22 protein-coding genes are annotated in these 24,423 nt (G+C 43.9%); 9 read left to right on the top strand and 13 right to left on the bottom strand.

The genetic code is table 11. From position 1 onward, the window contains the following. Positions 1-89: 89 nt before the first annotated feature. The 3 genes from ACED45_RS05790 to ACED45_RS05780 form a co-directional block, all read right to left on the bottom strand. Positions 90-617 carry a hypothetical protein gene (locus ACED45_RS05790; RefSeq protein WP_048658401.1) on the bottom strand — a complete coding sequence of 176 codons (528 nt, stop codon included), beginning with the start codon at positions 615-617 and terminating at the stop codon, positions 90-92. A gap of 174 nt (positions 618-791) precedes the next feature. Beyond that, positions 792-1,697: a lysine exporter LysO family protein gene (locus tag ACED45_RS05785; protein ID WP_102480568.1), complete on the bottom strand. Its 906-nt coding sequence runs from the start codon at positions 1,695-1,697 to the stop codon at positions 792-794. 54 nt (positions 1,698-1,751) lie between these two features. Next, complete coding sequence (locus tag ACED45_RS05780; RefSeq protein WP_102480567.1) at positions 1,752-2,672, bottom strand: HDOD domain-containing protein; 921 nt, start codon at positions 2,670-2,672, stop codon at positions 1,752-1,754. A gap of 358 nt (positions 2,673-3,030) precedes the next feature. Here ACED45_RS05780 and ACED45_RS05775 point away from each other — a divergent pair, with 358 nt between their 5' ends. Further along, positions 3,031-3,612 (top strand): TfoX/Sxy family DNA transformation protein, encoded by a 582-nt coding sequence (locus ACED45_RS05775; protein WP_017060401.1) that lies wholly within the window; start codon positions 3,031-3,033, stop codon positions 3,610-3,612. A 131-nt stretch (positions 3,613-3,743) separates the two neighbouring features. On the opposite strand, the gene ACED45_RS05770 is transcribed toward ACED45_RS05775, so the two are convergent. The 3 genes from ACED45_RS05770 to ACED45_RS05760 form a co-directional block, all read right to left on the bottom strand. Next, positions 3,744-4,286 (bottom strand): hypothetical protein, encoded by a 543-nt coding sequence (locus ACED45_RS05770; protein WP_019822601.1) that lies wholly within the window; start codon positions 4,284-4,286, stop codon positions 3,744-3,746. Positions 4,287-4,573: 287 nt separating this feature from the next. Beyond that, positions 4,574-5,071, bottom strand: a complete 498-nt coding sequence (locus ACED45_RS05765) for a response regulator (RefSeq protein WP_048664795.1) — start codon at positions 5,069-5,071, stop codon at positions 4,574-4,576. After that, a complete protein-coding gene (locus tag ACED45_RS05760) occupies positions 5,064-7,007 on the bottom strand; it encodes an ATP-binding protein (RefSeq protein WP_102530233.1) in 1,944 nt (647 codons plus the stop codon). Before ACED45_RS05760 ends, ACED45_RS05765 begins: the two co-directional genes overlap by 8 nt. Before the next feature lie 183 nt (positions 7,008-7,190). Between ACED45_RS05760 and ACED45_RS05755 the strand changes: the two genes are divergently transcribed. Both ACED45_RS05755 and serC read left to right on the top strand, forming a co-directional pair. After that, on the top strand, positions 7,191-8,453 hold the full coding sequence (locus tag ACED45_RS05755) for a DUF945 family protein (protein ID WP_048658405.1): 1,263 nt from the start codon (positions 7,191-7,193) through the stop codon (positions 8,451-8,453). A 163-nt stretch (positions 8,454-8,616) separates the two neighbouring features. Next, complete coding sequence (serC, locus tag ACED45_RS05750; protein ID WP_102478241.1) at positions 8,617-9,711, top strand: 3-phosphoserine/phosphohydroxythreonine transaminase; 1,095 nt, start codon at positions 8,617-8,619, stop codon at positions 9,709-9,711. Between the two features lie 86 nt (positions 9,712-9,797). On the opposite strand, the gene ACED45_RS05745 is transcribed toward serC, so the two are convergent. After that, positions 9,798-10,610 carry an AraC family transcriptional regulator gene (locus ACED45_RS05745; protein ID WP_055318573.1) on the bottom strand — a complete coding sequence of 271 codons (813 nt, stop codon included), beginning with the start codon at positions 10,608-10,610 and terminating at the stop codon, positions 9,798-9,800. A gap of 87 nt (positions 10,611-10,697) precedes the next feature. On the opposite strand from ACED45_RS05745, the gene ACED45_RS05740 reads away from it, so the two are divergent. Together ACED45_RS05740 and ACED45_RS05735 are read left to right on the top strand one after the other, a co-directional pair. Further along, complete coding sequence (locus tag ACED45_RS05740; protein WP_055318574.1) at positions 10,698-10,940, top strand: hypothetical protein; 243 nt, start codon at positions 10,698-10,700, stop codon at positions 10,938-10,940. A gap of 55 nt (positions 10,941-10,995) precedes the next feature. Next, positions 10,996-11,688: an MOSC domain-containing protein gene (locus ACED45_RS05735; RefSeq protein WP_102478240.1), complete on the top strand. Its 693-nt coding sequence runs from the start codon at positions 10,996-10,998 to the stop codon at positions 11,686-11,688. 79 nt (positions 11,689-11,767) lie between these two features. Here ACED45_RS05735 and ACED45_RS05730 read toward each other — a convergent pair whose 3' ends face one another. Both ACED45_RS05730 and ACED45_RS05725 read right to left on the bottom strand, forming a co-directional pair. Next, entirely contained in the window at positions 11,768-12,484 is a 717-nt protein-coding gene (locus ACED45_RS05730; RefSeq protein ID WP_102479859.1) for a 3'-5' exonuclease, read from the bottom strand. 5 nt (positions 12,485-12,489) lie between these two features. Beyond that, entirely contained in the window at positions 12,490-14,379 is a 1,890-nt protein-coding gene (locus ACED45_RS05725) for a DUF294 nucleotidyltransferase-like domain-containing protein (RefSeq protein ID WP_048658410.1), read from the bottom strand. Positions 14,380-14,529: 150 nt separating this feature from the next. Here ACED45_RS05725 and ACED45_RS05720 point away from each other — a divergent pair, with 150 nt between their 5' ends. Beyond that, positions 14,530-15,171 (top strand): outer membrane beta-barrel protein, encoded by a 642-nt coding sequence (locus ACED45_RS05720; RefSeq protein ID WP_102478827.1) that lies wholly within the window; start codon positions 14,530-14,532, stop codon positions 15,169-15,171. 123 nt (positions 15,172-15,294) lie between these two features. Here the strand turns inward: ACED45_RS05720 and ACED45_RS05715 are convergent, their stop codons facing one another. The 3 genes from ACED45_RS05715 to ACED45_RS05705 all read right to left on the bottom strand — a co-directional run bounded on the left by ACED45_RS05715 (position 15,295) and on the right by ACED45_RS05705 (position 18,829). Beyond that, on the bottom strand, positions 15,295-16,485 hold the full coding sequence (locus ACED45_RS05715) for an amino acid aminotransferase (protein ID WP_102478828.1): 1,191 nt from the start codon (positions 16,483-16,485) through the stop codon (positions 15,295-15,297). Positions 16,486-16,687: 202 nt separating this feature from the next. Then, on the bottom strand, positions 16,688-18,214 hold the full coding sequence (locus ACED45_RS05710) for an HD-GYP domain-containing protein (protein WP_371713489.1): 1,527 nt from the start codon (positions 18,212-18,214) through the stop codon (positions 16,688-16,690). A 315-nt stretch (positions 18,215-18,529) separates the two neighbouring features. Next, entirely contained in the window at positions 18,530-18,829 is a 300-nt protein-coding gene (locus ACED45_RS05705) for a hypothetical protein (RefSeq protein WP_371713488.1), read from the bottom strand. A 220-nt stretch (positions 18,830-19,049) separates the two neighbouring features. On the opposite strand from ACED45_RS05705, the gene ACED45_RS05700 reads away from it, so the two are divergent. Then, a complete protein-coding gene (locus ACED45_RS05700) occupies positions 19,050-20,453 on the top strand; it encodes an aminotransferase-like domain-containing protein (protein ID WP_371713487.1) in 1,404 nt (467 codons plus the stop codon). A gap of 127 nt (positions 20,454-20,580) precedes the next feature. After that, the gene (locus tag ACED45_RS05695) at positions 20,581-20,787 is read left to right on the top strand and encodes a hypothetical protein (protein ID WP_004734707.1); all 207 of its coding nucleotides are present in this window, start codon (positions 20,581-20,583) and stop codon (positions 20,785-20,787) included. Between the two features lie 151 nt (positions 20,788-20,938). On the opposite strand, the gene asnS is transcribed toward ACED45_RS05695, so the two are convergent. Further along, positions 20,939-22,339 carry an asparagine--tRNA ligase gene (gene asnS / locus ACED45_RS05690; RefSeq protein ID WP_017060416.1) on the bottom strand — a complete coding sequence of 467 codons (1,401 nt, stop codon included), beginning with the start codon at positions 22,337-22,339 and terminating at the stop codon, positions 20,939-20,941. Positions 22,340-22,897: 558 nt separating this feature from the next. On the opposite strand from asnS, the gene ACED45_RS05685 reads away from it, so the two are divergent. Next, positions 22,898-24,388 carry a SulP family inorganic anion transporter gene (locus tag ACED45_RS05685; protein ID WP_371713486.1) on the top strand — a complete coding sequence of 497 codons (1,491 nt, stop codon included), beginning with the start codon at positions 22,898-22,900 and terminating at the stop codon, positions 24,386-24,388. Positions 24,389-24,423: the final 35 nt, after the last annotated feature.

Raw genomic sequence — 24,423 nt, 5'->3', positions numbered from 1 at the left:
GCGAGCGGGACAATCTAAACGAAAACGGGAACAATGTCCCGTCTTAATTATGAAATCCAACTTCTCATAAAAGCGCATTAAACCAAGGGTTATTTACACTTAATCGCTTCAAGTTTACTAATCGACTGGTTGTAACGCTGCAGCGCTGTGTCGATTTGCTTAGGGTGGCTAAGCAGCTCTGCAAACGCAGAACGTAGCTCGTAGTTTTGAGCATGAGGCGTTGATTGGCGGTCGTCGAACGTTGTTTTCGCGATTTTGCCAAGCTCATCATCACGTGTTGATAACGTTTTAATGTCGTGTTGCTCAAGTTGCAGCCAAGCTTCCACCGGTTGTTCAGTTGCTACTTTACTTGAATCGTTCACAAGGTAGTAGTTTACCGCTGCACGGTTAAGCTCAAAGTGGTGTTTACGGCCTTCTAGGAACCACTCACTGACTTCTGTTAGCTCTGGATATTGTTCAGAGGTTAATGCAGCAAGGTCGGCATACCAATTCAAAGATGCATCAATGTACGCATCATATTTTTTTGCTTGGCATTGGTTTGTCTCAGACATTGAATCTGCTGCAAAAGAGAAGGTAGAAGTTGAAGCTAGCAGTAATGCGACGCAAAGGCGTTTCATAGTGGTTCCTTTTGTAAGTTTATTCTTTTTATAACTTTGTCGTTACAGATTACCGTGATCATTATTTGTTGAGCAATGACACTTAGTGTCTTTTTATTTCGGTAACTGTATCGGTGTCTTGGGCATTGGTATTCGAGTTGCATTCTAATCTAAAACAAACGCTATTCCTGCGATCTAGTTAGCAAGAGATACAAAGAACAACATCAATATCGGAACAAGCAAGCTTAGGATAAAGCCACTGACGATAGCGATAGGCACACATCGAACGCCGCCTGTTGTTTGAATAACCGGTAAGGTGAAGTCCATCGCAGTAGCACCAGCATAACCAATAGAGGTACATGGATAGCTGCGGATCAGCACTGGAATCAGTACCAAAGCAACCAACTCTCTTAATAGCTCAAGCATGAACGATGCGCCGCCATAGACAGGGCCAAAGGCGTCACCCATCAAGATACCTGCCAGCGAGTACCAGCCAAATCCAGAAGACATAGCTAGGGCTTTGAAAAGAGGGATATCAAGGATGTAAGCAGCGATCACACCGCCTAACATTGAGGTCGTGATGATCGTGATTGCGATAACCATGCCGTGTTTGTTGAGCAGGATCTGACGAAGTGTCAGCCCGCTATTACGCAGTTGAATACCGATAAAGAAGAGAAGAACAAACAGAATCCATTCGCTTGCGGTATCAACCCAATCGAGGCCAATAGGCAGTGCTAAGCCAGCGATAAGGCCTGAACCCACCACTAGGATCAGCTTGGCAGATTCCATTGCCATAGAAGAAAGGGGAAGCTTCTTGTTACTGCTGTCAGTCTTGAGTGGCAGTAACTTATCAATAGCGGGCAGCGCCATCAGGTTACAAACGCTTAAACAGACGAAGAAAGTGGCGGTGTAAAGAAGAATTGTCTGTAGATTACTGCCTAAGTTATCGAGAGCGGCTAAGCTGAGTCCCATTAACGCCAGAATCACGTAGATCAACCGCGATGTCGAGCGGTTGATGAATTCTAGCGTCTGAGCGTTCGAAATAGAAAAAAGATACCCCACGACGAGTGGCGCAAATATAAAGATCATCCCTGTAAACATGCTTTCCCCATTGCATTTACTTCATATTACATTTACTTGTCACTTAACAGTGACTTAGAAGCCGCTAGTATTGATCACGTCGCTTAGCTTTGCATTAAAATCATGTTTGCTCAAGTTGCTTAATTTATAGAGCACCTCTGCACCTGTCACATTAAGTTCAACTTCGTGTTCATCGATATTCTCATCCTTGTTTCTGAACATCAGTAGGTGGTTAGCGATTCGAGCGATATCTAAGTAAGACACTTCACGTTGTTCGAGGTTATTGATGGTATTGCTGCACACATCAATAAAGTCGCTGTCGAAGCCCCAACGATTAAGCACCAATTTACTGGTAGCAGAACATTGGCCTTGGAAGATTTGTAGAGCAATGTCGTGGTCTAGGTAATTGCCATTTTCGAGGTAGAGGTGGTATTCGCTAACCAAACAGAACAAGCCAATATCAGCCAGCAATCCAACAAGCAGTGATTTTTCATGTTCAAGGTAGCGGTATTCAATAGGAGAGAGCTCTTTGAAGCCGTTGGTAACCAATACCATGGTGGCGCCCAGCTCTTTGGATACAGAAGCGCTATTAATCAATAACTCATTACATTCTCTGCTTAGGTTCACTGAATGTTTGAGTTGCTCTATGGCTTGAGCTGTCACGATGTCACGAACTCTTAATATGCCAAGGCGGGACACGGCTGTCATGATATCAACACAAGTAATATTACGTCGGTTAAAGACGACAGAGTTAGCCACACGAATGACGATAGCAGTGAGGCCTGGATCTTCGAGTAGGCACTCGGCAACTTCGGCAATCCCGGTTGACTCAAGGGTACAGAGCTTTTGAATTTTCAGTACAACGTTAGGGATAGGAGGAAGTGTTATTTTTCCCGCTGAGATAGAATGGCCAACAAGTTGGGCAAACTCTGATTCTAGACCCTTTAAGAGAAGAGTCTTATTTTGTGGTAGCCAGAAAAACGATAAATGATTCATATAAAAAGTAAAAACATGTATGTCCTGCCATTTTACAAGCCACGATGCTGCGAGGCAATACTCATCCGTCCACATAACCTTTAATAATTTGAACCGGTGTATCACTAGGTGTCCAAATTCAAGCATGGTTTGATAGTTTACTGTGACGTCAATCATGAAAAACCAGAATACTCAATTGATTGATGTGAACTATGTCCAGACTTATTTTTCTTTTCGAAGTATGATTTATTTAAAGGTGGAAAACAAAACCATAATATTCACCTATAGAATAACAAAATAGATTTAAAATTTTTCGCATAACAAGCTGCTTGTCTGGTGATCAACCTAATCGGGGTAATTTGATTAAGGATCAACGGATATGACCGAGACAGCATTTATTAATTACGTGAATCAATTTGGTGAGCATCAAAAACGTTCTATGTTCGGAGGTATTGGCCTCTTTCAAAATGACGCTATGTTCGCTTTATTGAGTGAAGGTTGTTTATTCATTAGAGGTGGAAAATCATTAGATAAAAAACTGACCGATCTTGATTGTGAAAAGTATCGTCATGTAAAAAAACAGACAACAGCTACCGTAAATTACTACGATATTACGGATCTGTTTACATGTGAACATCCTGAATTGGATAGTATTATTCGTACTTCAATCGATAACTCAATTCAGCAACGTAGCTTCAAGAAATCATCAGCTAGCCGCAGATTAAGAGATCTACCAAACATGCAACTTACGTTAGAACGCATGGTTAAAAAGGCGGGTGTGGATGATGTTTCAATGTTTATGCAGTTGGGCGCGCCTGAAGTGTTTAATAAGGTTCGCGAAGCGTACGGAAACGATGTTGACCTAAAACTACTTTGGAAATTTGCGGGTGCAATTGATGGTATTCACTGGAAACTATTACAAGAGCCACGCAAGCAGCAATTACTAAAGAGCTGCCACTAAAGAAGTTTGCCTTATATGCTTAAGATTACTGTTAATAAATAAAAACCGAGGAATGTCCTCGGTTTTTTTGTTTTTGTCTTAGCAAGTTTGAGAGGCTAAGAGCTTATCTGTTCGGGCTTTAACGTTAAGTACTAGTACTTGAAACGAGCAGTGAACATAAGTTGGTCACCGTAGAAGTCGTTAATACGAGCTTCAGCACCTAGAGAGAAAAGCTCTGTAGAGTGGAAACGCGCGTAAACAGAACCTGTCCAATCATCGTTGTCATCGATAGAAACGTAACCACCTTTACCACCAACTTCTAGTTGTGGACCAAGCCATTGGCGAACACCAACGTTGATTTCCATACCGATATCAGTAGAGCTTGAGTTCTCTGGCTGAACGATACGAGCTAGCATTTCACCTGTTAGGTCTGCCCAGTTGTTTAGTGGAGCGTGGAAACCAAGACCTACAGCTGAGTCGTAATCGCCTTCAAATTCTGAATCGATACGTGCTACAGCATGAGCGTTCGGGTGAATTGACTTACTGAACGCACCACCAAATGTTACTGGGCTAGCACCGATGCGTGCTTCAAAGTAATCATAGTTAAAGTTGCTCATTACCTGTGGTTGTTCATCAACAGCTAGTGCTTGACCAGAAGCCAATAGCATAGCGGTAGTAAGTAGAATTTTGCGCATAACGACCGTAAACCTATATTAGTGTTAATTCCTTTGGTTTGAGACAAATCGGCAAACCATAAACATTGAGACAGTTTAATCTAACTCACGGAAAAGTAATCCTTTAAAATGTAAAACCTTACTCATTTAGTTAAAAAACAAGCAAATTAAGGATCAGTCTGTAACGGAGATCTCATGTTTTAGAGCGAATGAGAAAAATAGATGAACGAATTATCCAAAATTTGTATGTTTTCGGACGGTTCTTATATCGGATGCCGCTTTTCTCAGTATCTATTCAGCAATTAGTGTTATTCACCAAAACTGGTGCGTTTATCCGCCATGGAAGTCAGTATACGCTCGGTATCTAAGATGGAAGTCCAGTTAAGCAATTGTTTGTCGTTGGCAATGACATAGTCAGTCAATTGTTGAGTAATCGTGTCTCTCAGTTGGTCGCCTTGCCAAGGTTTTGAAATATAGAAATCAAGTGCAGCGTTGTTAATGGCCGTGACGGTATCTTCAAGCCCAGCTTGCCCTGTGAGTAGCAGTTTACGCGTTGGCTTGGTCGCGTCGTGTTGGTTGAGTTCGATCAGAAAATCGATGCCGGTTTTTTCTGGCATGATGTGGTCGCACAAGATTAACGCGAGCTTAATACCATCTTGTCCCATTTCTTTGATTACTTGCATGGCTTCATCGACCGATTCAGCACCTTCAACCAGAAAGTTCTCTTCAAATATCGCCAAGTCCTGAAGGACACTATTGAGAACTTCAGGTTCATCATCGACACATAAAATTAGGTACTTATTCATGAGGTGCTCCTTCTTGTTTGAATGGAAGCCACACTTGCATGTTTGTATGACTGCCTACCTCTGACTCCACCAAAATAAATCCTTGATGAGCCGAAACGATTTGTTGAGAAATGGATAGCCCAATCCCTAAACCAAAGTTACCTTCTTTTTTGGTCGTGAAATTTGGGTTGAAAATGGTGTTGATGTCTTCTTTGGCAATGCCGTGGCCAGTATCGGAGATTTGCACCACAAGAAACGTGTCGTCACCTTTTGTATGTTGAGAGGTAGTAATGGACACTTTGCCTCGTTCAGAAAGGGCATCGAGCGCATTGGAAAGAAGATTGGTCCACACTTGTTGCAGAGAGAGTGACTGGCACAATAAAGGCGGTAAGTTGGTGTCGTAATGCTTCTCGAGTTGGTGATGTTTGAGTCTGTTTTCAAAGATCACTAAAGTATCTTCAAGCCCTTCGTGGATATCTGTGTAGTGGCGAACTTCTTCATCTTCTCGGGCATAGCTTTTTAGGCTTTTGACCATATCGGCAATACGCTTGCTGCACACTTGAATTGAGCGGATAGAGTTCCCCACATAATGGTAATGCTCTAAGTCATTGAGCAGCTCTTTGCCTGCGACAGGGGAGTCTTTTAAGGTATCTAAAACCGCAGCGTCTTGGCTTAGGTTGAGCCTCACCGCTTTTTTGGCCAGAGCACGATCATCGATGGTCGATGTAAGGTGTTTTACCAGCTGTCTTTCTTGTGCCGTGGATAGCGGCTTCGCTAGTTTTGAATGCGCTAATACGTCAGTCCCTTTGTTTGATTCAGGGAGTGACGAGTTCTCAAGTATCTGGTCTAGGTGTTCAGATAGAGTTTCAATACTACGCAATATAGCTGCAATCGGATTATTCAGTTCGTGAGCAACGCCAGCTACCAGCTGACCTAACATCGCCATCTTTTCTTTTTCGATCAATTGCTGGTGGGCTGATTCCAGTGACTCGAGTGTTTGCTGAAGTTTGATCTTATTGGTGATGCTACGTTGCAAACGTCGATTGAAATGACGGAGCAGTAGATTGGTGAATAGCGGCAGCAAGGTATTGTTGGAATGCATTACCTGCGCAAAACTGTCCTTATCCAGCTTAATCACTCGCGTTTGGGTAAGAGTGATACCAGTAGAGAATGAAGGCTCGCCTGTTACGAATGACATCCCACCAACAATGTTTCCTTTAGAGTGACGCACTACCTCTCTTTGTTGCCCCAATTCATCCTTTTTGTAGAGTGCCACTTCACCTTCAATGATTAACCATAGGAAGCGATTGTCTTCACCTTCAACCGTTAGTAAGTGTTCTGGCGAGTAATCTCGAATGGCCTTGGATTTGTCATCTTTAGAGAATACCTCCTGCAATGCATTGACGACACGCTCGGCAAGAGCATTATCAGAAAGCTGATGGTAATCATGAATGAAACCAGACTGGAACGAATGAATCTTTTGCTCGATGTGTGCTCTGAGTAAGCGCTGTTGATCCAATGCATCACTGTAAGAGAGTAGGTTTTCTGAGTCGTATTGAATGACAAAAGACGTTAGCTCTTTTTGCGCTGACTTGAATAGAACCTGATCTTGAACTGGTTTGGTTAGGCAGTGATTGAGTCGACCTTCATTCACTGCGGTTAGAATGGATTGAATGTCTGACGAAGCGCTGACTAATATCGTTCTTGCGGTATTACTATGGGGCAGCTGTTCAAGTTCAATTAGAAATTGCACACCATTAAATTGAGAATGATGATGAGTGATCACCAAGGCAACAGTTTGGTGGTGATCATGGATATCTTCTAATGCGTGATGTGCGTCTTCTATGTTCTCGGCAGTATAAATATCGAATACAGAAGCCAACGGAGCCAGCTCCGAACGTATTCTTTCAATGCTAACCGGATTATTGTCCAAACAGATAACAGCGTATTGATTCACAGCTTAACCTTAATAGTAGCGACGCTTCTAGCCTAGCAAGAACCGCTGAATAAGGATGAGAGCTAACCGTTAATTTGTTGAGGCAATCGAAGTATCGAGCAATAGACTGATTTAACTCAATGTTTCTTGTTTGCTACTGATGGGTTAGACTAAAAAAAATAGACTCGTGTAGAAAGAGAACTCATGGAACAGTTAAGAAAAATTGGTGCAATTGGCGGAGCAATCTCATTGGCGCTTTGTTGGCCGTTAGCGGTAGGGCAGATTGGACAAAATGCGATTACTGATGGCGTTGCAAAGCTTAACAATTCAAGCATTCAAGCTGAGATCGTGGAATACGATAGAGGTTACCTCTCTTCCAACGTAACCACTCGTGTAACTGTGACGGATGAAAACCTGAAAGAGCAACTTGCGATTGATGGGCTGCCGAGTGAGTTTGTTATTAATAGTGCGGTTAGCCATGGCTTGGTGAGCCTAAATGCTCTGTCGACGTTTGAAAATACCGATATTCTGCCTCTAACTCTGACGACTAGCACTGAGCTGAACGGCAACACGGATTTCAACTTCGAGTTAAGCCAGTTCAATCATCAAGGCTCTGATGAGAATGGTACTTCGGTATCTATCACTAAATCGAATCTTTCTGGCCATGCTACTGTTTTAGGGCAGGTTGATTACGAGCTTTCTATTCCTTCTGTTCAAATTGATTTCGAAACCGGTGAAGAGGTAACGCTGTCTAACTTGAAAGGTGTAGGTTCAGGCCAACAAGCGAAAGGCTACTGGTTAGGAACCCAGAATTTTACTATCGATAGCTTCTTGGTTTCAGATTCTGCAATGCAGCCTTTCATGACCATTGAAAACTCTAAGTACGATTTTGAATCGCACCTAGATGAAGCGACTAAGCGTCTGCGCAGCAATCTCAAATTGGATATCGCAAATATCGAGACTAATGAAGGTCAGTTGAACAACTTAAACGTTGATTTTGAAATATCGAAACTCGATAGCGAATCGTTCGAGAAAGTCTTTGAGATTTACCAAACTAATCCAGTGTTGACGCAAGAAGACGTCGCAGAGATCATTCCATTTATCGATATCCTGTTTGCTAAAGGCTTTGACCTTTCAATGAACAACATGTCGCTAGAACTGGGTAAGGGCCAATTCGAATCTAAGTGGTTGGTGAGCGTACCGGAAGGGACAGAAAATATCAGCAGCAACCCTTCGATGATCATGCCTGCATTAACGGGCAACGTTCACTCTAGCTTCTCAAATGAGCTTGTTGAAGAGTACCCATTCATCCGTGAAGGAATCGATGAATTGCTTGTGATGGAAATGATCAAGGAAACAGAAAGTGGTTATGAAATCAGCGCTGACTTAGAAAATGGAAACCTAGTGTTCGAAAATGGACAAGAAATTCCATTAATCGCTCTACTTATGCCGGTTTTTGTTCAATAAACAGAGCAAGCTTGAATACTGATAGGGTGATTTAGCAGGTTAAGCTTAAACATTTTATACGGTACAAAACAAAAGAGGTCTTAAGACCTCTTTTGTTGTTTTTATGTTGGGTAAAACATGGTATTACTTGCATAGTTATTATTTAGCAGGAGCAATCATCCCCATGGAACTTACATTAGATAACGTATTCAACTTCAGTGCAGGCCCAGCTGCGCTGCCTAAACCAGTAATGAAACAAGCTCAAGCGGACTTCATTGATTGGAATGGTTTAGGGACTTCCGTGATGGAAATCAGCCATCGCAGTAAGGAATTTATTCAAGTTGCTGACGAGTCCGAACAGGACTTACGTGATCTTCTGAACATCCCAGACAACTACAAAGTTCTTTTTTGTCAGGGGGGCGCTCGTGCTCAATTCGCAGCTGTTCCTCTAAACCTTTTAGGTGACGCAACAAAAGCGACTTACATCGATGCGGGTTACTGGGCAGAAAGCGCAGTGACTGAAGCGAGCAAATATTGCGAAATTGATGTATTCAACGCGAAGACGTCAGTTGATGGCAAAGCGGCTGTTGTTCCGGCTAAAGATTGGAAAATTGACCCAGAAGCAGCGTATGTACATTTCTGTCCAAACGAAACCATCGATGGCATTGAAATCAGCGAGCTTCCTCAAACAGATAAGCCAATCGTAGCGGATATGTCATCTAACATTCTGTCTCGTAAGATTGATGTGTCTCAGTACGGTGTTATCTATGCGGGTGCGCAAAAGAATATCGGCCCGGCTGGTATCTGTATTGCCATCGTGCGCGATGACCTACTTGAACTCGCAAACGATGTGTTGCCGAGTATTCTCAACTACAAAGTACTTGCTGAAAAAGACTCAATGTTCAACACACCGCCAACGTACGCTTGGTACCTATCAGGCCTTGTGTTCAAGTGGCTGAAAGCTCAAGGTGGCGTTGAAGCGATGGAATTGGTGAATAAAGAGAAAGCAGCGTTGCTTTACGGCGCCATCGATAGTTCAGCTTTCTACAAAAACGATGTTCACACTGCAAACCGTTCTAGAATGAACGTGCCGTTCCAACTGGTGAAACCTGAGTTAGATGGTAAGTTTTTAGAGTTGGCTGATGCTGCAGGTCTGAAATCACTAAAAGGCCATAGAGCAGTAGGTGGAATGAGAGCTTCACTTTACAACGCAATGTCTTTGGAAGGCGTTCAAGCACTGGTTAGCTTTATGAAAGACTTCGAAGAGAAATACGCTTAATAAGCGAGTTCGATGTTTACCAATGAAAAGAGGAGCTTAGGCTCCTCTTTTTGTTTCCCATAGAAGGTGAAAATATAGAGACCTAATTACCTTCTTCGGCCATTAAAACGAAACTGTTGTGGCGTTACATCAAAAGACGCCTTGAAGGCTTTAATGTAAGACGAGTCGTTTTGATAACCGACTTGGTCAGCAATACTTTGGATTGAGAACTCTTCATCCAACAAAGACAACGAGTAAATCAGGCGGATTTGTTGTCGCCATAACTGAAATGACGTGTTGAACTCTTTTGAGAATAAGCGCGATAAGGTTCGCTCTGATGCACCGACTTTCTCTCCCCATTCCTTCAACGAAAAGTCCAACGTTGGTGCCTCTGTCAGCGCTTCAAATATAAGCTTCAAACGTCGGTCTTCGGGTAGCAACAATTGATAGGTCTGAACGTTGTCTTTCATGATCTGATCGTGCAATACCGAGAGCAATCGCGATACCTCTTCATCACTCACTAATCCTTCGCATTGTCTGCGAATTTCCTGCAATAACTCATTCAAAAACGGCGTCAGGGTAATGGTTCGCACATGAGGCTCATACTTAATACCAAAGGCTGGATTAAGGTAAATACCGACAAACGTCGTATGGCTCAATGCGATAGATTCATGTTGAATCCCTGCAGGCACAAACAAAGCAGAAGTATGGGGCACAAGATGCTGGTAGTGCTCGGTTTTCGTTTGCAATAGGCCTTTGAGTGGGAAGATCACTTGATGCCACGTATGTTTGTGCATTGTATCGACGTAGCCCTTGGGCATATCGATGGTCTTCACTAACGCTGGTGAATTAGGATTAGCGACCATCATCTCATTTGAGGTGATGATTCCGGAGTGAGAATCTATTTGGCGGGTTAGCATGGTTAAGTGTCTTTATGCCCCTATTCTGACGTTTCGGGACTAGGCTATCATGCCCAGCAGAGTGAATGAAGTAATTAGGGGGCACGTATGCGATATCAAGTTGAAATATCAAAAGAAAACCAACTACTATTCAAAGTTGATATTGAAGGCATTAACCAAAGCAAGTGCGAAACATCGCTCGAAACCGTGTTAACTAAGTTTCCGAAAACTGAAGGTTATCAGCGTCATGTATTGGTTTCCGACAGCGAAACACGTTACTTAAAAAGCACAGAACACACCATGGAAGTACTGGCGGCGATTCCGGTATTTGAATCACTAGGCGAGCAATAAGTTGGCTTTAGCTTGTATAACACACCAAATAAGTTTCAGGTAAGAAGGAAGGGATATGAAGAAGTTAGGCGTAGTAAACAGTGTCTTGGCAGGTAAGACCGTAGCTTTTGCACATGGAGCAAAAAGTGCCATTGATAAGCAGGTTTTCTCAGAGCGTCAGCACGCCACAGAGCTAGGTTTCACAAATGATGAACAAGGCGACCCTCGCTTTCATGGTGGCATTCAAAAAGCGCTTCATATCTATCCAAGTGAGCACTACCCAATTTGGAAACAAGAACTGGGCGACAAAGCGATCTTCCAATCTGCAGGCGCCTTTGGTGAGAACATTAGCTCAATGGGCATAACCGAAGAATCGATTTGCTTGAAAGATAAGATTCGTATCGGCTCAACATTGTTGGAAGTCTCACAAGGGCGCATGCCTTGTTGGAAGCTTAACGTACGATTCGACCAAAATGACATGGCGAGAAGGTTGCAAGACACGCTTCGAACGGGTTGGTACTTCCGTGTATTAGAGGAAGGCGACATTGGTGAAGGTGACGAGATTGTTCTTTGTGAAAGACCATACCCAGATTGGTCGCTCGCTCGTATTATGAGTGCCGTTTTTACGGGAAGCCTGGATCGAGAAGAACTGAGTCAGATGGCTGAACTGCCACTCGTAGAGTCTTGGGGCAAGTTGGTTGAACGACGCCTAGAAACGGGTGAAGTTGAAGATTGGGAAATGAGATTGGTTGGGCCAACAGCAGCATAAGCTTAGATGATAAAAAATAGCAAAGCCCACTAATGGAAGTTAGTGGGCTTTGTGTTTATGTTTAGCTTACGAAACTCAATTAGAGCCAGAAATTCTTCAAAGGCATCTCTGCGTCAAAGTGATGAGCAATCTGCGCTTGGAGAAGCTCAGCGGTCGCAATCGCGTCAGTTAATGCATGATGCGGCGTGTAGTCGGGTAGGTGGTATCGACGACGGCTCTGACCAAGCCTCACTGATGCTGGTTTTTTGCCTTTTAGCTTATTCCATAGGCCACCGGCCAGTTTGTTCTGGATCTGGGATTCAATCTCGAGCGTATCGAGAACTGGGAACTCAATGCCTTCTCCGAGTCGCACCTTCAATGCATTGTCCAAGAAGTCACGCTCGATTCGACGATAGTGAACCACTGGGATATGCCCTGCCATTGATTCTAAGATCTCACCCAACACTTCGCTAAGGTCTGGCGCATCAATGATGTCATTGTGAGTGATACCATGAATCACGACAGACTCTTCTTCGAGCTTCTGTTTTGGTCTTAGAGTCCAGTGTTTGGCTTGTCGCAAGTAGATGCGATTGAGCGTAAATGGCACTAAACCAATAGTAATAATGCCGTCTTTGTTTGGGTTTAATCCCGTTGTCTCAAAGTCGACAGCCAAGAACATCACTTCTGAAAGTGGCGTATCAGGCGCTGGAAGAGGCTGGGTATAAAAGTGCTTTAAGCGCTCGTCTTTCGCTCGTTCTAGCTTCTGAGCAAACTTAAATGGCCAATCGACCGCAGGTGATCTGAATAGTTTGTTCATAGGCCCTACTTAAACTTGTTGCTGGCTTGATAACGGAACTTAAGGAAGTTTTGCGCATTACTTAATATTTGGAATGCATCCTTTAGGTTACGTCGCTCGAAGTCAGACAGGTTCTCAGGCTCGATGTTGTTATCAGGCTCGATGTTGTTGTCGACATCGTGTGCTTGGTGGCGAATACGAACTAGAGAGATAAACTCCATCGCATCTTTCAAATCTTGAGCTCGGCCTTTTGGCAGAATACCTGCGTCGATAATGTCATCCAAACGTTCGAATGAGTTCTTAGAGCGAGAGCCAACCGCCAACGAGTGAACACGAATCAAATCGGCCAGAGGCGCAGTACCACGACGCTTAAGGTTGATTGAGTTGTTGTGACGGCCATCTTTCTCCATCACGAAATCTTTGAAGAAACCGAGCGGCGGTGTGCGGTTGAGTGCGTTACGTGCAAGACACGCCAAGAAGCGGTTGTTCTTGCGTGCGCGTCGAACAATAAAGCTGTTCAATTGCTCAGCCCATTTCAGACGACCATAAACGCCATCTAAGTCGAAGAAGATTGAAGCATTCAACAGTGCTTTCGGGTTTGGATCATCAATCCAATCGGCAAAGCACTCTTCCCACTGGCGACGAGTCATACGCCACGTTGGGTTAGTCGCCATGATGTCGCCAGTACAGTACACATAGCCACATTGGTCTAAGCCATCACAAATGAAGGTCGATAGCTCTTCAAAGTATTTACCGTGTTTTTTCTCGTCGTAAGTATCATCAAGAATAATGGCGTTATCTTGGTCAGTAACGAGCAGCTGCTCATCACGCCCCATCGAGCCAAGTGCGAGGAAACAGTAAGGAATAGGCGCCTTACCCAATTTCTCTTCACCCAGTTCGATAATACGTTGCTTAAAGCTACGGCCAATTACCGACATTGCAGTACCCACCATGTGGGCGTTGGCGTCTTCGTTAACTAAGCGTACAAAGCTGTCTTTTACTTGCTCAGAAAGCACCTTTAGATCTTCAATGCTTTGTTGCTGGAAGATACTACTTACAAGCAACAGCGAGTTTTGAGATTCGTAACGGACAATATCAGTCGCTTCGATAATACCGATAGGCTTCTTATCTTTAAGCACAGGTAAGTGGTGCACGTTGTAGCGAAGCATGGTCATCATGGCTTCATATACATAGGCGTTGTGATCGAGTGAGATAACCTCGGGTGTCATCACGCTGGACACTTCATCCGATGGATCGAGACCTTCGGCGAGAACACGCGTACATAAATCTCGGTCGGTGATGATGCCGATCACGGGTGTTGAGTCATCTTCATCATCTTCAACGATATCTGGATCGATAATCAGTAGGGACGAGACGTTGTCTTCTGCCATCATGGTCGCGGCTTGTTGAATGGTGCGCGTTTTTTCGATCATTGGCGCTTCGCTGGTGAGCAGCGTTTTTACCTTTGATGTGGTCAGGTCGTTAGCGTCGTTGCTGTCTGAATTGGCTTGGCGCAGTCGCGCATTATCTTCTACTTCGACAAAGTCGGCGAATGAATCGTAGTTGTCGTAAAGCTCTTGGAAGATAGGTTCAGGAATGCAGTAGAGCAGGGTGTCTTCAGTCGCTTTGACTGGGAAACGCACCTTGTTGTTGGTCAGTAGGCCCATTTGACCAAAAAGATGGCCTTCATCAAGGCGGTTATACAGTTCACCTTTACGACGATAGACTTCGACTTCGCCGCTTCGAACCATATAAAGATCATGAATTTGGTCACCAAAGTGAATGATAGGGGTATCTTGGCGGTAATAAGAAATTTCCACGCTACTGGTCACTTTCGCCAACATCTCTTCAGGGAGTTCTGTGAAAGGGGGGTATTGTGCCAGAAAGTTTTGAATCTCTAATAACTCAGCATCCATAATGATCATCCATTGGTTTGTATGATTTCATGGTACAACATTTGATAATATTTTGCCGTCACAAATCAATCTGTGAGCTAAAACCTTTTTAAAGTCTTATGGATAGACTAACCTTTCAATTAATGGAGTGACAGTTTAAGGATGATAGGAATGTCGAAGTGGAAGCTTAGTTTTGTCTCTGCGGTTTTAGCGTTTTCTCCAAGTTTGTGGGCGGACACTAACGCGGTGGATATTCTTGATTATGACCACGTTTATGCCACAGCGCATTCGGGCAGTTTAAATGAAGATGCAGGCAGTAATAACAATGCCTCGTCGTATGGATTAGGCGTCAGTTACGCGATGACGGATGATTGGTTGTTGCTGGGCGACTACAGTGCACGCTTCATTCACCCTGACGACACCACGACTCGAATTGATACACTTATGCCGGGTGTTGGTTACCGTTACAGCATCAAGAAAGATTTAGATATAGTGGCTTACTACCTGCTTGGTATCACTAAAGGTAAGGTTGAAGATAATGACACCAACCGAACTGAATCTTCAGATACTGAGGTCATCCAAGGGGTAAAAGCTGAGCTTAACTATGGTTTTGCGAAACGTTGGATTGCCAACGGTAGTGTGCAAGTGAATCGAAGTGATCTGTTTGATGAAGAGATTTATCACTTAGGTTTACGTTATCTCGTGACCAACAAGTTTGCGATTGGTGGCTCATACCAACATCGAGATGGTGAAGGTAAGATTCGTAGCGAACGAACCAATGAGCTGGGCGTGGAGTTTTTCTTAGAGTATTAACTTACAAAGTATCTAAAACTGAAAGTCGAGATACAAAAAAGCCAGCTTAATCGCTGGCTTTTGCATATCTATCGGTCTGTAAGTGCAGGTTTCTGGTCTGCAAATACAGGTTTCACTTTACGATTAAAGAACCGCAGCGATACCTTTACATAGAGGACCCATGTTTGACTTAGTCATACCAGCAACACTGATACGGCCAGAACCAACAATGTAGATTGCGAATTCGTCTTTTAGGCGAGTTACTTGCTCTTTGCTTAGACCAGAGAAAGAGAACATGCCGTTTTGACGTTCGATGAATGTGAAGTCTGCATCAACACCTTCTGATTTTAGTGTTGTTACGAATAGCTCGCGCATCTCTTGGATACGGTCACGCATTTCTGCTACTTCTGCTTCCCATTCAGCACGTAGATCAGCATCACCAAGGATGTGAGTAACGACAGCGCTACCGTGCGCTGGTGGGTTAGAGTAGATAGAGCGGATAATGCTCTTAACTTGAGAGAACGCTGTTGTTGCTACGTCTGCAGATTCCGCAACCAGTGTGAATGCACCAACACGCTCGTTGTACAAGCCGAAGTTCTTAGAGAATGAGCTAGCAACAAGGATTTCTTTGTTGTATTTAGCAAAAACACGTAGGCCAGCAGCATCTTCTTCAACGCCTTTCGCAAAACCTTGGTAAGCAAAGTCGAATAGAGGAAGTAGTTTCTTTTCAGCAACCAGCTTAGCCAGTACTTCCCACTCTTCAGCCGTTGGGTCGATACCTGTTGGGTTATGACAGCAGCCGTGAAGAAGTACGATGTCGCCTGCAGAAGCTTTCTCTAGGTCAGCAAACATGCCTGCGAAGTCTTTATCTTTTGTTTCAGCGTTGTAGTAGCTGTATTGAGCCGTCTCGATACCCGCAGCAGCGAAAACGCCGTTGTGGTTAGCCCAAGTTGGGTTACTTATCCAGATTTTTACGTCACCCAGTTGGCGCTTGATGAATTCACCCGCTACGCGAAGTGCACCTGTACCACCTGGCGCTTGTGCTGTTTTAGCACGTTGAGACGTTACGATCTCTGCGTCTGAACCGAAAAGCAGTTTTTGAACCGCTAGACCGTATTCAGCGGTACCTTCAATCGTTAGGTAAGATTTGGTTTTTTCGTTTTCAAGAAGTGCAGCTTCTGCTTTCTTTACTGTTTTAAGTACAGGCGTTTGACCATCTTCATTTTTGTAGATGCCAACACCAAGGTTGATTTTCTCTGCACGAGAGTCTTTTTTAAACTCTTCAGTAAGGCCGAGGATAGGATCGGCGGGAGCAGCTAACACTTTTTCAAACATAATCTTCATCCATGTCAATTGAGAGGGGATAGTATCTATGGGTAGTTATACCTGTATGGAATTTTTAAGACAATACGAAGTGAACAGAAAGGCTAAAAAAAATCCATTTCAATCAGATTTATTGACTAAAGAGGGTATTTGATAACAAAACACCCTACGGATTAACCTATAGGGTGCAAGAAGTTAGTGGTTTTTGAATAGATTATGCGGGCTGAGCTACAAGGCTTTCGCATTCGAGTTCACTAGCGATATTTTTGCCATCTTTGTAGGTTGCTGCGATCGAAATAAACGCTTGTTCAACCGCTAGAAATGCGTCGACAACTTGCGGATCAAAATGCGTCCCATTGCCTTCTAAAATGATCTGTTTAGCTTGCTCATGAGTAAAGGCTGGTTTATAGACTCGCTTCGAAATGAGAGCATCATAAACATCGGCCAATGCCATTAAACGGCCAGATAACGGGATATCTTCACCAGACAACTGATTGGGATAACCACTGCCATTCCATTTCTCGTGGTGAGTCAGAGATATCTCCTTTGCAACTCTTAAGAAAGAGCTACTTCCCAACTGCTTTTCTGCAATAGATAACGCTTCAGCACCAATTGCGGGGTGACCTTTCATTATCTCAAACTCTTCGTCAGTTAATTTGCCCGGCTTTAATAACACGTTATCAGGAACGCCTACTTTGCCTACGTCATGAAGTGGGGCAGATTTGTAAAGCAGCTCTATGTAGTTTGGTGTTAACAAGTTTGCGTGGATTTCCGACTTACTGAGCTCTTGTGCGAGTACCTTTACGTATTCTTGGGTTCTCAGAATGTGAGCACCGGTTTCATTGTCTCGAGATTCTGCCAACGCAGACAAGCTTACAATCGCAACGTCACGTGTGGTTTTGACTTCGTTTTGTGCCGTTTCGAGACTATCAAGCATGGTATTGGTCATAGATGCCATTGAGCCAAGCTCGTTGTAGCCGAAAATAGGTAAGCGAACGCCTTGCTCGCCATTGGTGACTTTGTTTAATGCGTGCTCTTGGCTTAGGAGAATGCGCTTAATTAGCTTGCTCCAAAGCGTCATAATGGTAATCGCGTAGCCACCCAGTACCACAGCCAGATAAATAAACTCTTTGATCACGCTGATCTTGCCGGTGCCATCTAATAAGCGGTCAGGGTTATGTTCTAGCCAAAAGATGTCTTTGACGGCGATCATAGTTAGCATGGTGGTTAGTGTTACCAGAAGCACGATAACCAAACCAATCATTTGCTTAACCAGCGAACTCCTTTCGCCAATCAGTTGGAAGTCAAATTGCCCAGTCGCCTCTATTTTATCCATTTGGCTGAGTTGGGCGCTCAATTGAAGAATGGTACCGGTAAAGAAGCCGAATAGGCTCATGCCAAACAACACCTTCAAATTGCTATCTATGGTGAATTCATAGCTTAAGTTGTAGTAGAACGCGAAAGGCACACTTGCAGCAAAAAATAGCAGGGTATCGAGCTGCGCGAAGCGACCTTGTTTGACTAAGGTGTGTTGCGCTAATAAGTAACGACGCGCGAGCCATAATAAGACAAACACAATACTGACTTGTGTGAAAATCTCTAACGTCGTTAAGCTTTCGAGCATTGGGCACACCCGACTGCCGTAGGTGCCAAACAGCACGCCAGCGATGACATATAATTTAGTCGTTAGCGATTGATTGTAATTTGAAGTATCCATCGATAAGCCTTTATTGATTTTCATCTTAGGGTTTCGTAACTGATCCTAAGTTTACGAATACGCGATTTTCACATTGATTTACGATTTTCACATTAATTCACGACGTTGGAGATTTGCATGGTTAGCATAGCTGACGTGAATAAGACCGGAAATTCTATCGATAGCTTTCGTTGAATGATACAAGAAACTGGTTTGTGTTAGTGATTTGTTAGCTAGGTGGGGGTTATTGCAGCATTACTATGAAGATAATTGAATAGCCTCGTTGAGATTAGAGGCTATTCAGTCGGTATACTTGAGTGGAATCGCGAGTGATTGAGTTCGCTATCTACTTCAAAACAATTACTTTTTCAGGTTGATTTCAGCTTCGATAGAACCTGTTTCAATCTCAGGGTGAGACGCTAGTTTGTCTGATGCCCATTGGTTAAGGTGTTTCAGAATAGCAGACACCGCGTGTTTCTCTGTTGGTGCTTGGTCTTGATCGACGTCGATCTTCTGCTTTGGATGTGAGCCTGTTGCATCCAAAGCGATATGTAGCCAATCTGGGTGCCAGTAATATGGCTGGCCACTCGGTGTTGTCCAACTATGAACACCGTTTGACTCTCCTTTATAACTTAACTGGTCTGCTTCTATTTTTTTCATTGTTATCTCGCATGTTTTTTGGGTTACATCAAATTATAGAGGCGTAGAACGAACTTGGCTCCCGCCTTGGTTACAAACTTAGCAAAGCATACAAAGTTATCTGTGAACCAATTCACACTATTATAGAAATTAGGTCCAATCATATGGATAGCAGCAATAGTTGTTAACGTTAGTGATAAAATCCCTGGCTTATTAGAATTTATCTAGGTAGTACAATTAGATGGCGCGTTATGAAGAGCTTGCAAAGGATATTCGAACTCAGATCGCTAATAACACTTGGCGATCCGGAGAGAAGATCCCTTCGGTACGCATGAGTTGTCGAAATTACAACGTCAGCAATAGTACTGTCTTACAAGCCTACCAATTGTTAGAAAGCGAAGGGTGGATCATCGCTAAGCCTCAGTCGGGCTATTTTGTTGCACCACGTGTGGACGGCGTTGATTATGAACTGCCGTTAGTACACAAAAAGAAAGCCATTAATGATCGCTTATTCGACTTTTTGAAATCGAGTTCAGCAGAGGGTGTGATTCCTTTTGGCTCAGCATTCCCCGATCCTGACCTTTTCCCATTACCTACCTTGACTCGAAATCTAGCCAGTGCCGGCAGGAAGATGACGGGTGCCAGTGTGATTAACAATCTGCCTCCTGGAAGTGAGTCTTTAAGAAGGCAAATCGCACAGCGTTATCTGCAGCAAGGCATTACAGTTAATCATCAAGACATCGTGATTACGTCAGGTGCAATGGAAGCGCTCAACTTGAGCCTGCAAACGGTCACTAAGCCGGGTGATAACGTAGTGATAGAATCTCCCGCATTCTATGGTGCTCTGCAGGCCGTCGAAAGGCTAGGGCTTAACCCTATCGAAGTGGATGTTTGCCCAATTAATGGGTTGAATATAGAGCAGTTTGAAAACGCACTACAAAACCACAATGTCAAAGCGTGTTGGCTGATGACGACTTTTCAGAACCCGACGGGAACCAGTTTGTCGGAACAGGCGAAGCGCCGTGTGGTAGAGATTGCAGAACAACACGAAACCTACGTTATTGAAGATGACGTGTATGGCGACCTTTATTACGAAGGTCATAAACCGAAACCACTAAAGGCTTTCGATAAGACAGATTCTGTTTTGCTGTGTGGGTCGTATTCAAAAAGCTTATGTCCGGGCTATCGAGTAGGTTGGGTTGTGAACACGCGTTTTAACGATGCGATTCAAAAATTGCAGCTTCTTTCTACGTTATCGAGTAGCGCTCCCGTTCAACTTGGTGTCGCCCATTTCTTAACGCATGAAAGCTACGACAATCACCTTCGTAAACTACGTAAAAACCTGTTAGTCAGGAAAGAGCGATTTATAGACGTCATTAAGCAGTACTTCCCGCATTCAATCGAGATTGAAGAACCAGCTGGTGGCTACTTTATATGGATTCGTTTCTCTGAAAAATTCGACAGCCAACAATTTCATCAACTGGCTATTGAGCAAGGTATTAGCGTCGCATCTGGCGATCTGTTCAGTGAGCAGGGCAGAGTGGATAACGCGATACGATTGAACTTCTCTTATGAATTGACAGAAGAGAAAGAACAAGCGCTTATCTTGCTTGGTAAACTTGCACATCAACTCACGAACTCGTAAAACCTTAAGTCCCTCATAAAAAAGACAATCATTCCAACTGTACGGGTTGTTTGTGGCGTAACTGTACGCCTAATTGACCAGAGAGTTATGGTTCAATAACGGTAGACCAAATATTGGAGATACCGTTATGTTGAAAATGACTATGGGAAATGAAGTTAAGTTGATTATCGTCGCGATTGTGTGTGCGCTTCTGCTTATTCTCGGCCACGTACTGCTAGCAAAAGCGTTCGCTGATATGGCATGGGCGGAATACACCACTGCGGCTATCCCGTTCGTTATGATGGCAATCTGCGGTCTCGCAATAAAATACGCTATAGACCAAGATGTTGATTAGTTTTTGAATAACTAGTCTCTGATGGTGATAAGCAGAAGCAGAAGCAGAAGCAGAAGCAGCCGTCGCCTTGTTTTATTCAGAACATAAAAAAACCTCCGCAATTGCGGAGGTTTTATTTGTTCTTAACTTATAAATCGAATAGATTTTCGAATTAGAAGTTTGCAGAGCGTGGCGTACGTGGGAATGGAATCACGTCACGAACGTTGCCCATACCTGTTACGTAAGATACTAGACGCTCGAAACCAAGACCAAAGCCAGCGTGCGGCACTGTACCGTATTTACGTAGGTCGCGGTACCAGCTCATGTGCTCAGGGTCGATACCCATAGCAATCATACGCTCGTCTAGAATGTCTAGACGCTCTTCACGTTGTGCACCACCGATGATTTCACCGATGCCTGGTGCAAGTACGTCCATTGCTGCAACTGTTTTGCCGTCGTCGTTTAAGCGCATGTAGAAAGCTTTGATGTCTTTCGGGTAGTTCTTAACGATAACAGGCGCTTTGAAGTGCTCTTCAGCTAGGTAACGCTCATGCTCAGAAGACATGTCGATGCCCCACTCAACGTCGAATTCAAATTTCTTACCAGAATCTAGTAGGATTTGGATTGCGTCAGTGTAGTCAACTTGTGCGAAGTCAGCGTCAACGAATTGCTCTAGACGAGTAATTGCTTGCTTGTCGATGCGAGAAGCGAAGAACTCAAGGTCGTCGCGGCGCTCTTCAAGAACAGCAGCGAAAACGTACTTAAGCATGTCTTCAGCCAGTTTCGCTACATCGTTAAGGTCTGCAAACGCAACTTCAGGCTCAACCATCCAGAACTCAGCTAGGTGGCGGCTTGTGTTTGAGTTTTCAGCACGGAACGTAGGACCGAACGTGTAAACCTTGCTTAGTGCACAAGCATAAGCTTCAGCATTAAGTTGGCCAGATACTGTTAGGAACGTCTCTTTACCGAAGAAATCTTCGTTGAAGTCTACGTCGCCTTTTTCAGTGCGTGGTAGGTTTTCCATGTCAAGCGTAGAAACGCGGAACATTTCACCAGCGCCTTCTGCATCAGATGCAGTGATAAGCGGAGCAGAAGTCCAGAAGAAGCCTTGCTCGTGGTAGAAACGGTGAATCGCTTGAGATAGACAGTTACGTACACGTGCTACTGCGCCAATCACGTTTGTACGTGGACGTAGGTGAGCAACTTCACGAAGGTATTCGATAGAGTGACGTGTCTTAGCCATTGGGTAAGTGTCAGCATCTTCAACCCAACCCACAACTTTAACGTCAGTTGCTGCTAGTTCGAAGTCTTGACCTTTCGCAGGAGACTCAACAATCTTACCTGTTACTTCAACAGAGCAGCCAGTTGTTAGCTTTAATACTTCGTTTTCGTAATTATTAAGATTATTAGGAACCACGGCCTGAATCGGGTCGAAACAAGAGCCGTCATAAATGGCAAGGAAAGAGATTCCAGCTTTGGAATCACGACGTGAACGGATCCAGCCGCGAACAGTTACTTCACTGTCTACCGCTAGCTTGCCGCCAAGTACGTCTGTTACAGGCGCGTAAGTCATGTTGATTTCATTCTCCATTGAGGGACAAATTCAACTCAAAGTCTCTGGCATTGCTGCAAATAAACATACATTTGCACAATAATTAGCCGAAACATTAAGTTGTATAAACTTTTTAAATCGATTGAACATATTACCTGTCATACCGACAGCTTCAACCTTTATTCTTGCTTGGTGAAAGAAATATTGTGTCTACTGACGATAAATAGGTTTGAGGGTGTGTTTTTTGTTCGATCTTAGCGTCAGCCTTACCTGTCACCCTATGTGAGCTGTTGAACGAGCAAGGCGTAATCGAAACCTTTGTTTTCAATAATTGGAGTGTGATTGTGTTGAAACTCGCTCTATATTGGCGCGGATTCAGTCATATTGGACTTGATCACCTTCTTAATTTCCCACTAAAGTAACAAGAGGAGTTTAATATCTACGTGTTAATTACGCCGCCTTAACCCCTGCATTCTCTCTACACCCGCACTTTTCGAGCGCTCGCTCATTCAAGAAAAACAGTCGATCAGATTATGTCTCAACAAGGCAGGACTGGCTGTACAAGTAAAAGAGAATTACATGCTTAATTATTTAAAAAAACACTGGTTATCAAACGTTAAAGGAGATTCATTATCTGGGGTTGTGGTTGCACTCGCATTGATCCCTGAAGCCATCGCATTTTCAATTATTGCAGGCGTTGACCCTAAAGTAGGGCTATATGCTTCGTTCTGTATTTGTGTCGTAACCGCTTTGGTTGGCAGTCGCCCAGGAATGATTTCCGGAGCAACAGGCGCAATGGCGTTGTTAATGGTCACCTTAGTGAGAGAGCACGGATTGGAGTACTTGCTTGCTGCTTCATTTCTTGCAGGCGTTATTCAAATCGCGGCGGGATATCTCAAGCTCGGTAACCTGATGAACTTTGTTTCCAAATCGGTGATTACTGGATTTGTTAACGCGCTCGCCATCCTAATCTTCATGGCCCAGCTCCCTGAATTGGTCAGCGTCCCTTCGAGCGTTTATGTATTCGTCGCTTTGGGTTTGGCGATCATTTATCTGCTTCCTTATTTCCCCAAGTTTGGTCGTGCAATACCTTCTCCATTAGTCGCGATTGTTGCCCTGACAGTCATTAGTTTGTTGTTCGGATTAGATGTGAGAACGATTGGCGATATGGGTAAGCTTCCTGATTCACTGCCTGTCTTTTTAATTCCCAATATTCCATTAACGTTTGAGACGCTTGCAACCATCCTGCCATATTCGATTGCTCTATCTCTGGTTGGCTTGTTGGAATCCTTGATGACAGCGACAATAGTGGATGACCTGACCGATACTGAAAGCAATAAAAACAATGAGTGTAAAGGGCAGGGCGTTGCGAACATCGTGGCTTCCCTTTTTGGTGGCATGGCGGGTTGTGCGATGATCGGTCAGTCGATCATTAACATCAAATCAGGTGGCTTAACCCGATTATCCAGCATGATTGCCGGGGTTGTTTTGTTATTAATGGTGGTGTTTGTTTCTGATTGGTTGAAGCTGATACCGATGGCAGCTTTAGTGTCTGTGATGATCATGGTTTCTATCGGCACATTCTCGTGGCGTTCTATTGTTGAGCTTAAAGACCACACACTTCCAACTAATGTAACCATGTTAGCGACCGTGGTGGCGGTGGTGTTTACTCATAACTTAGCGATTGGGGTGGCGGTTGGCGTGGTGTTATCGGCTCTGTTTTATGCACATGCTAGCAAGTCGATGGTGTTTATATCTGATGAAGTGGTGACCAACGAAATGCACACCATTCACCGAGTAAAAGGGCATGTCTTCTTTGCTTCGTCTGATGCGTTTGTCGATCTATTTGATTATGACAACGCGACCTCTTTAGTGACGATCGATATATCGGATGCTTCGTTCCTAGATAATACTTCGGTTGAGGCGCTTGATAAGGTTGTGTTCAAGTTCCGCAAAAAGGGGGCTTATGTGGAGGTTTCTGGAATGGATAGCGTGAGTGCGAATCTGATATTCAAACACGCGATGTACCACAAGCATAAAGACTTAACCGCGGTTTCCATTACGCATTAATCATTGTCTAAGGTTGTTTGAAAGCCTGAACTAGA

This window comes from Vibrio crassostreae (genome assembly GCF_041439375.1).
Classification (GTDB): Bacteria; Pseudomonadota; Gammaproteobacteria; order Enterobacterales; family Vibrionaceae; genus Vibrio; species Vibrio crassostreae_D.
Note: the sequence above shows the minus strand (reverse complement) of the source record. Positions and strands in the feature narration are given on the sequence as shown.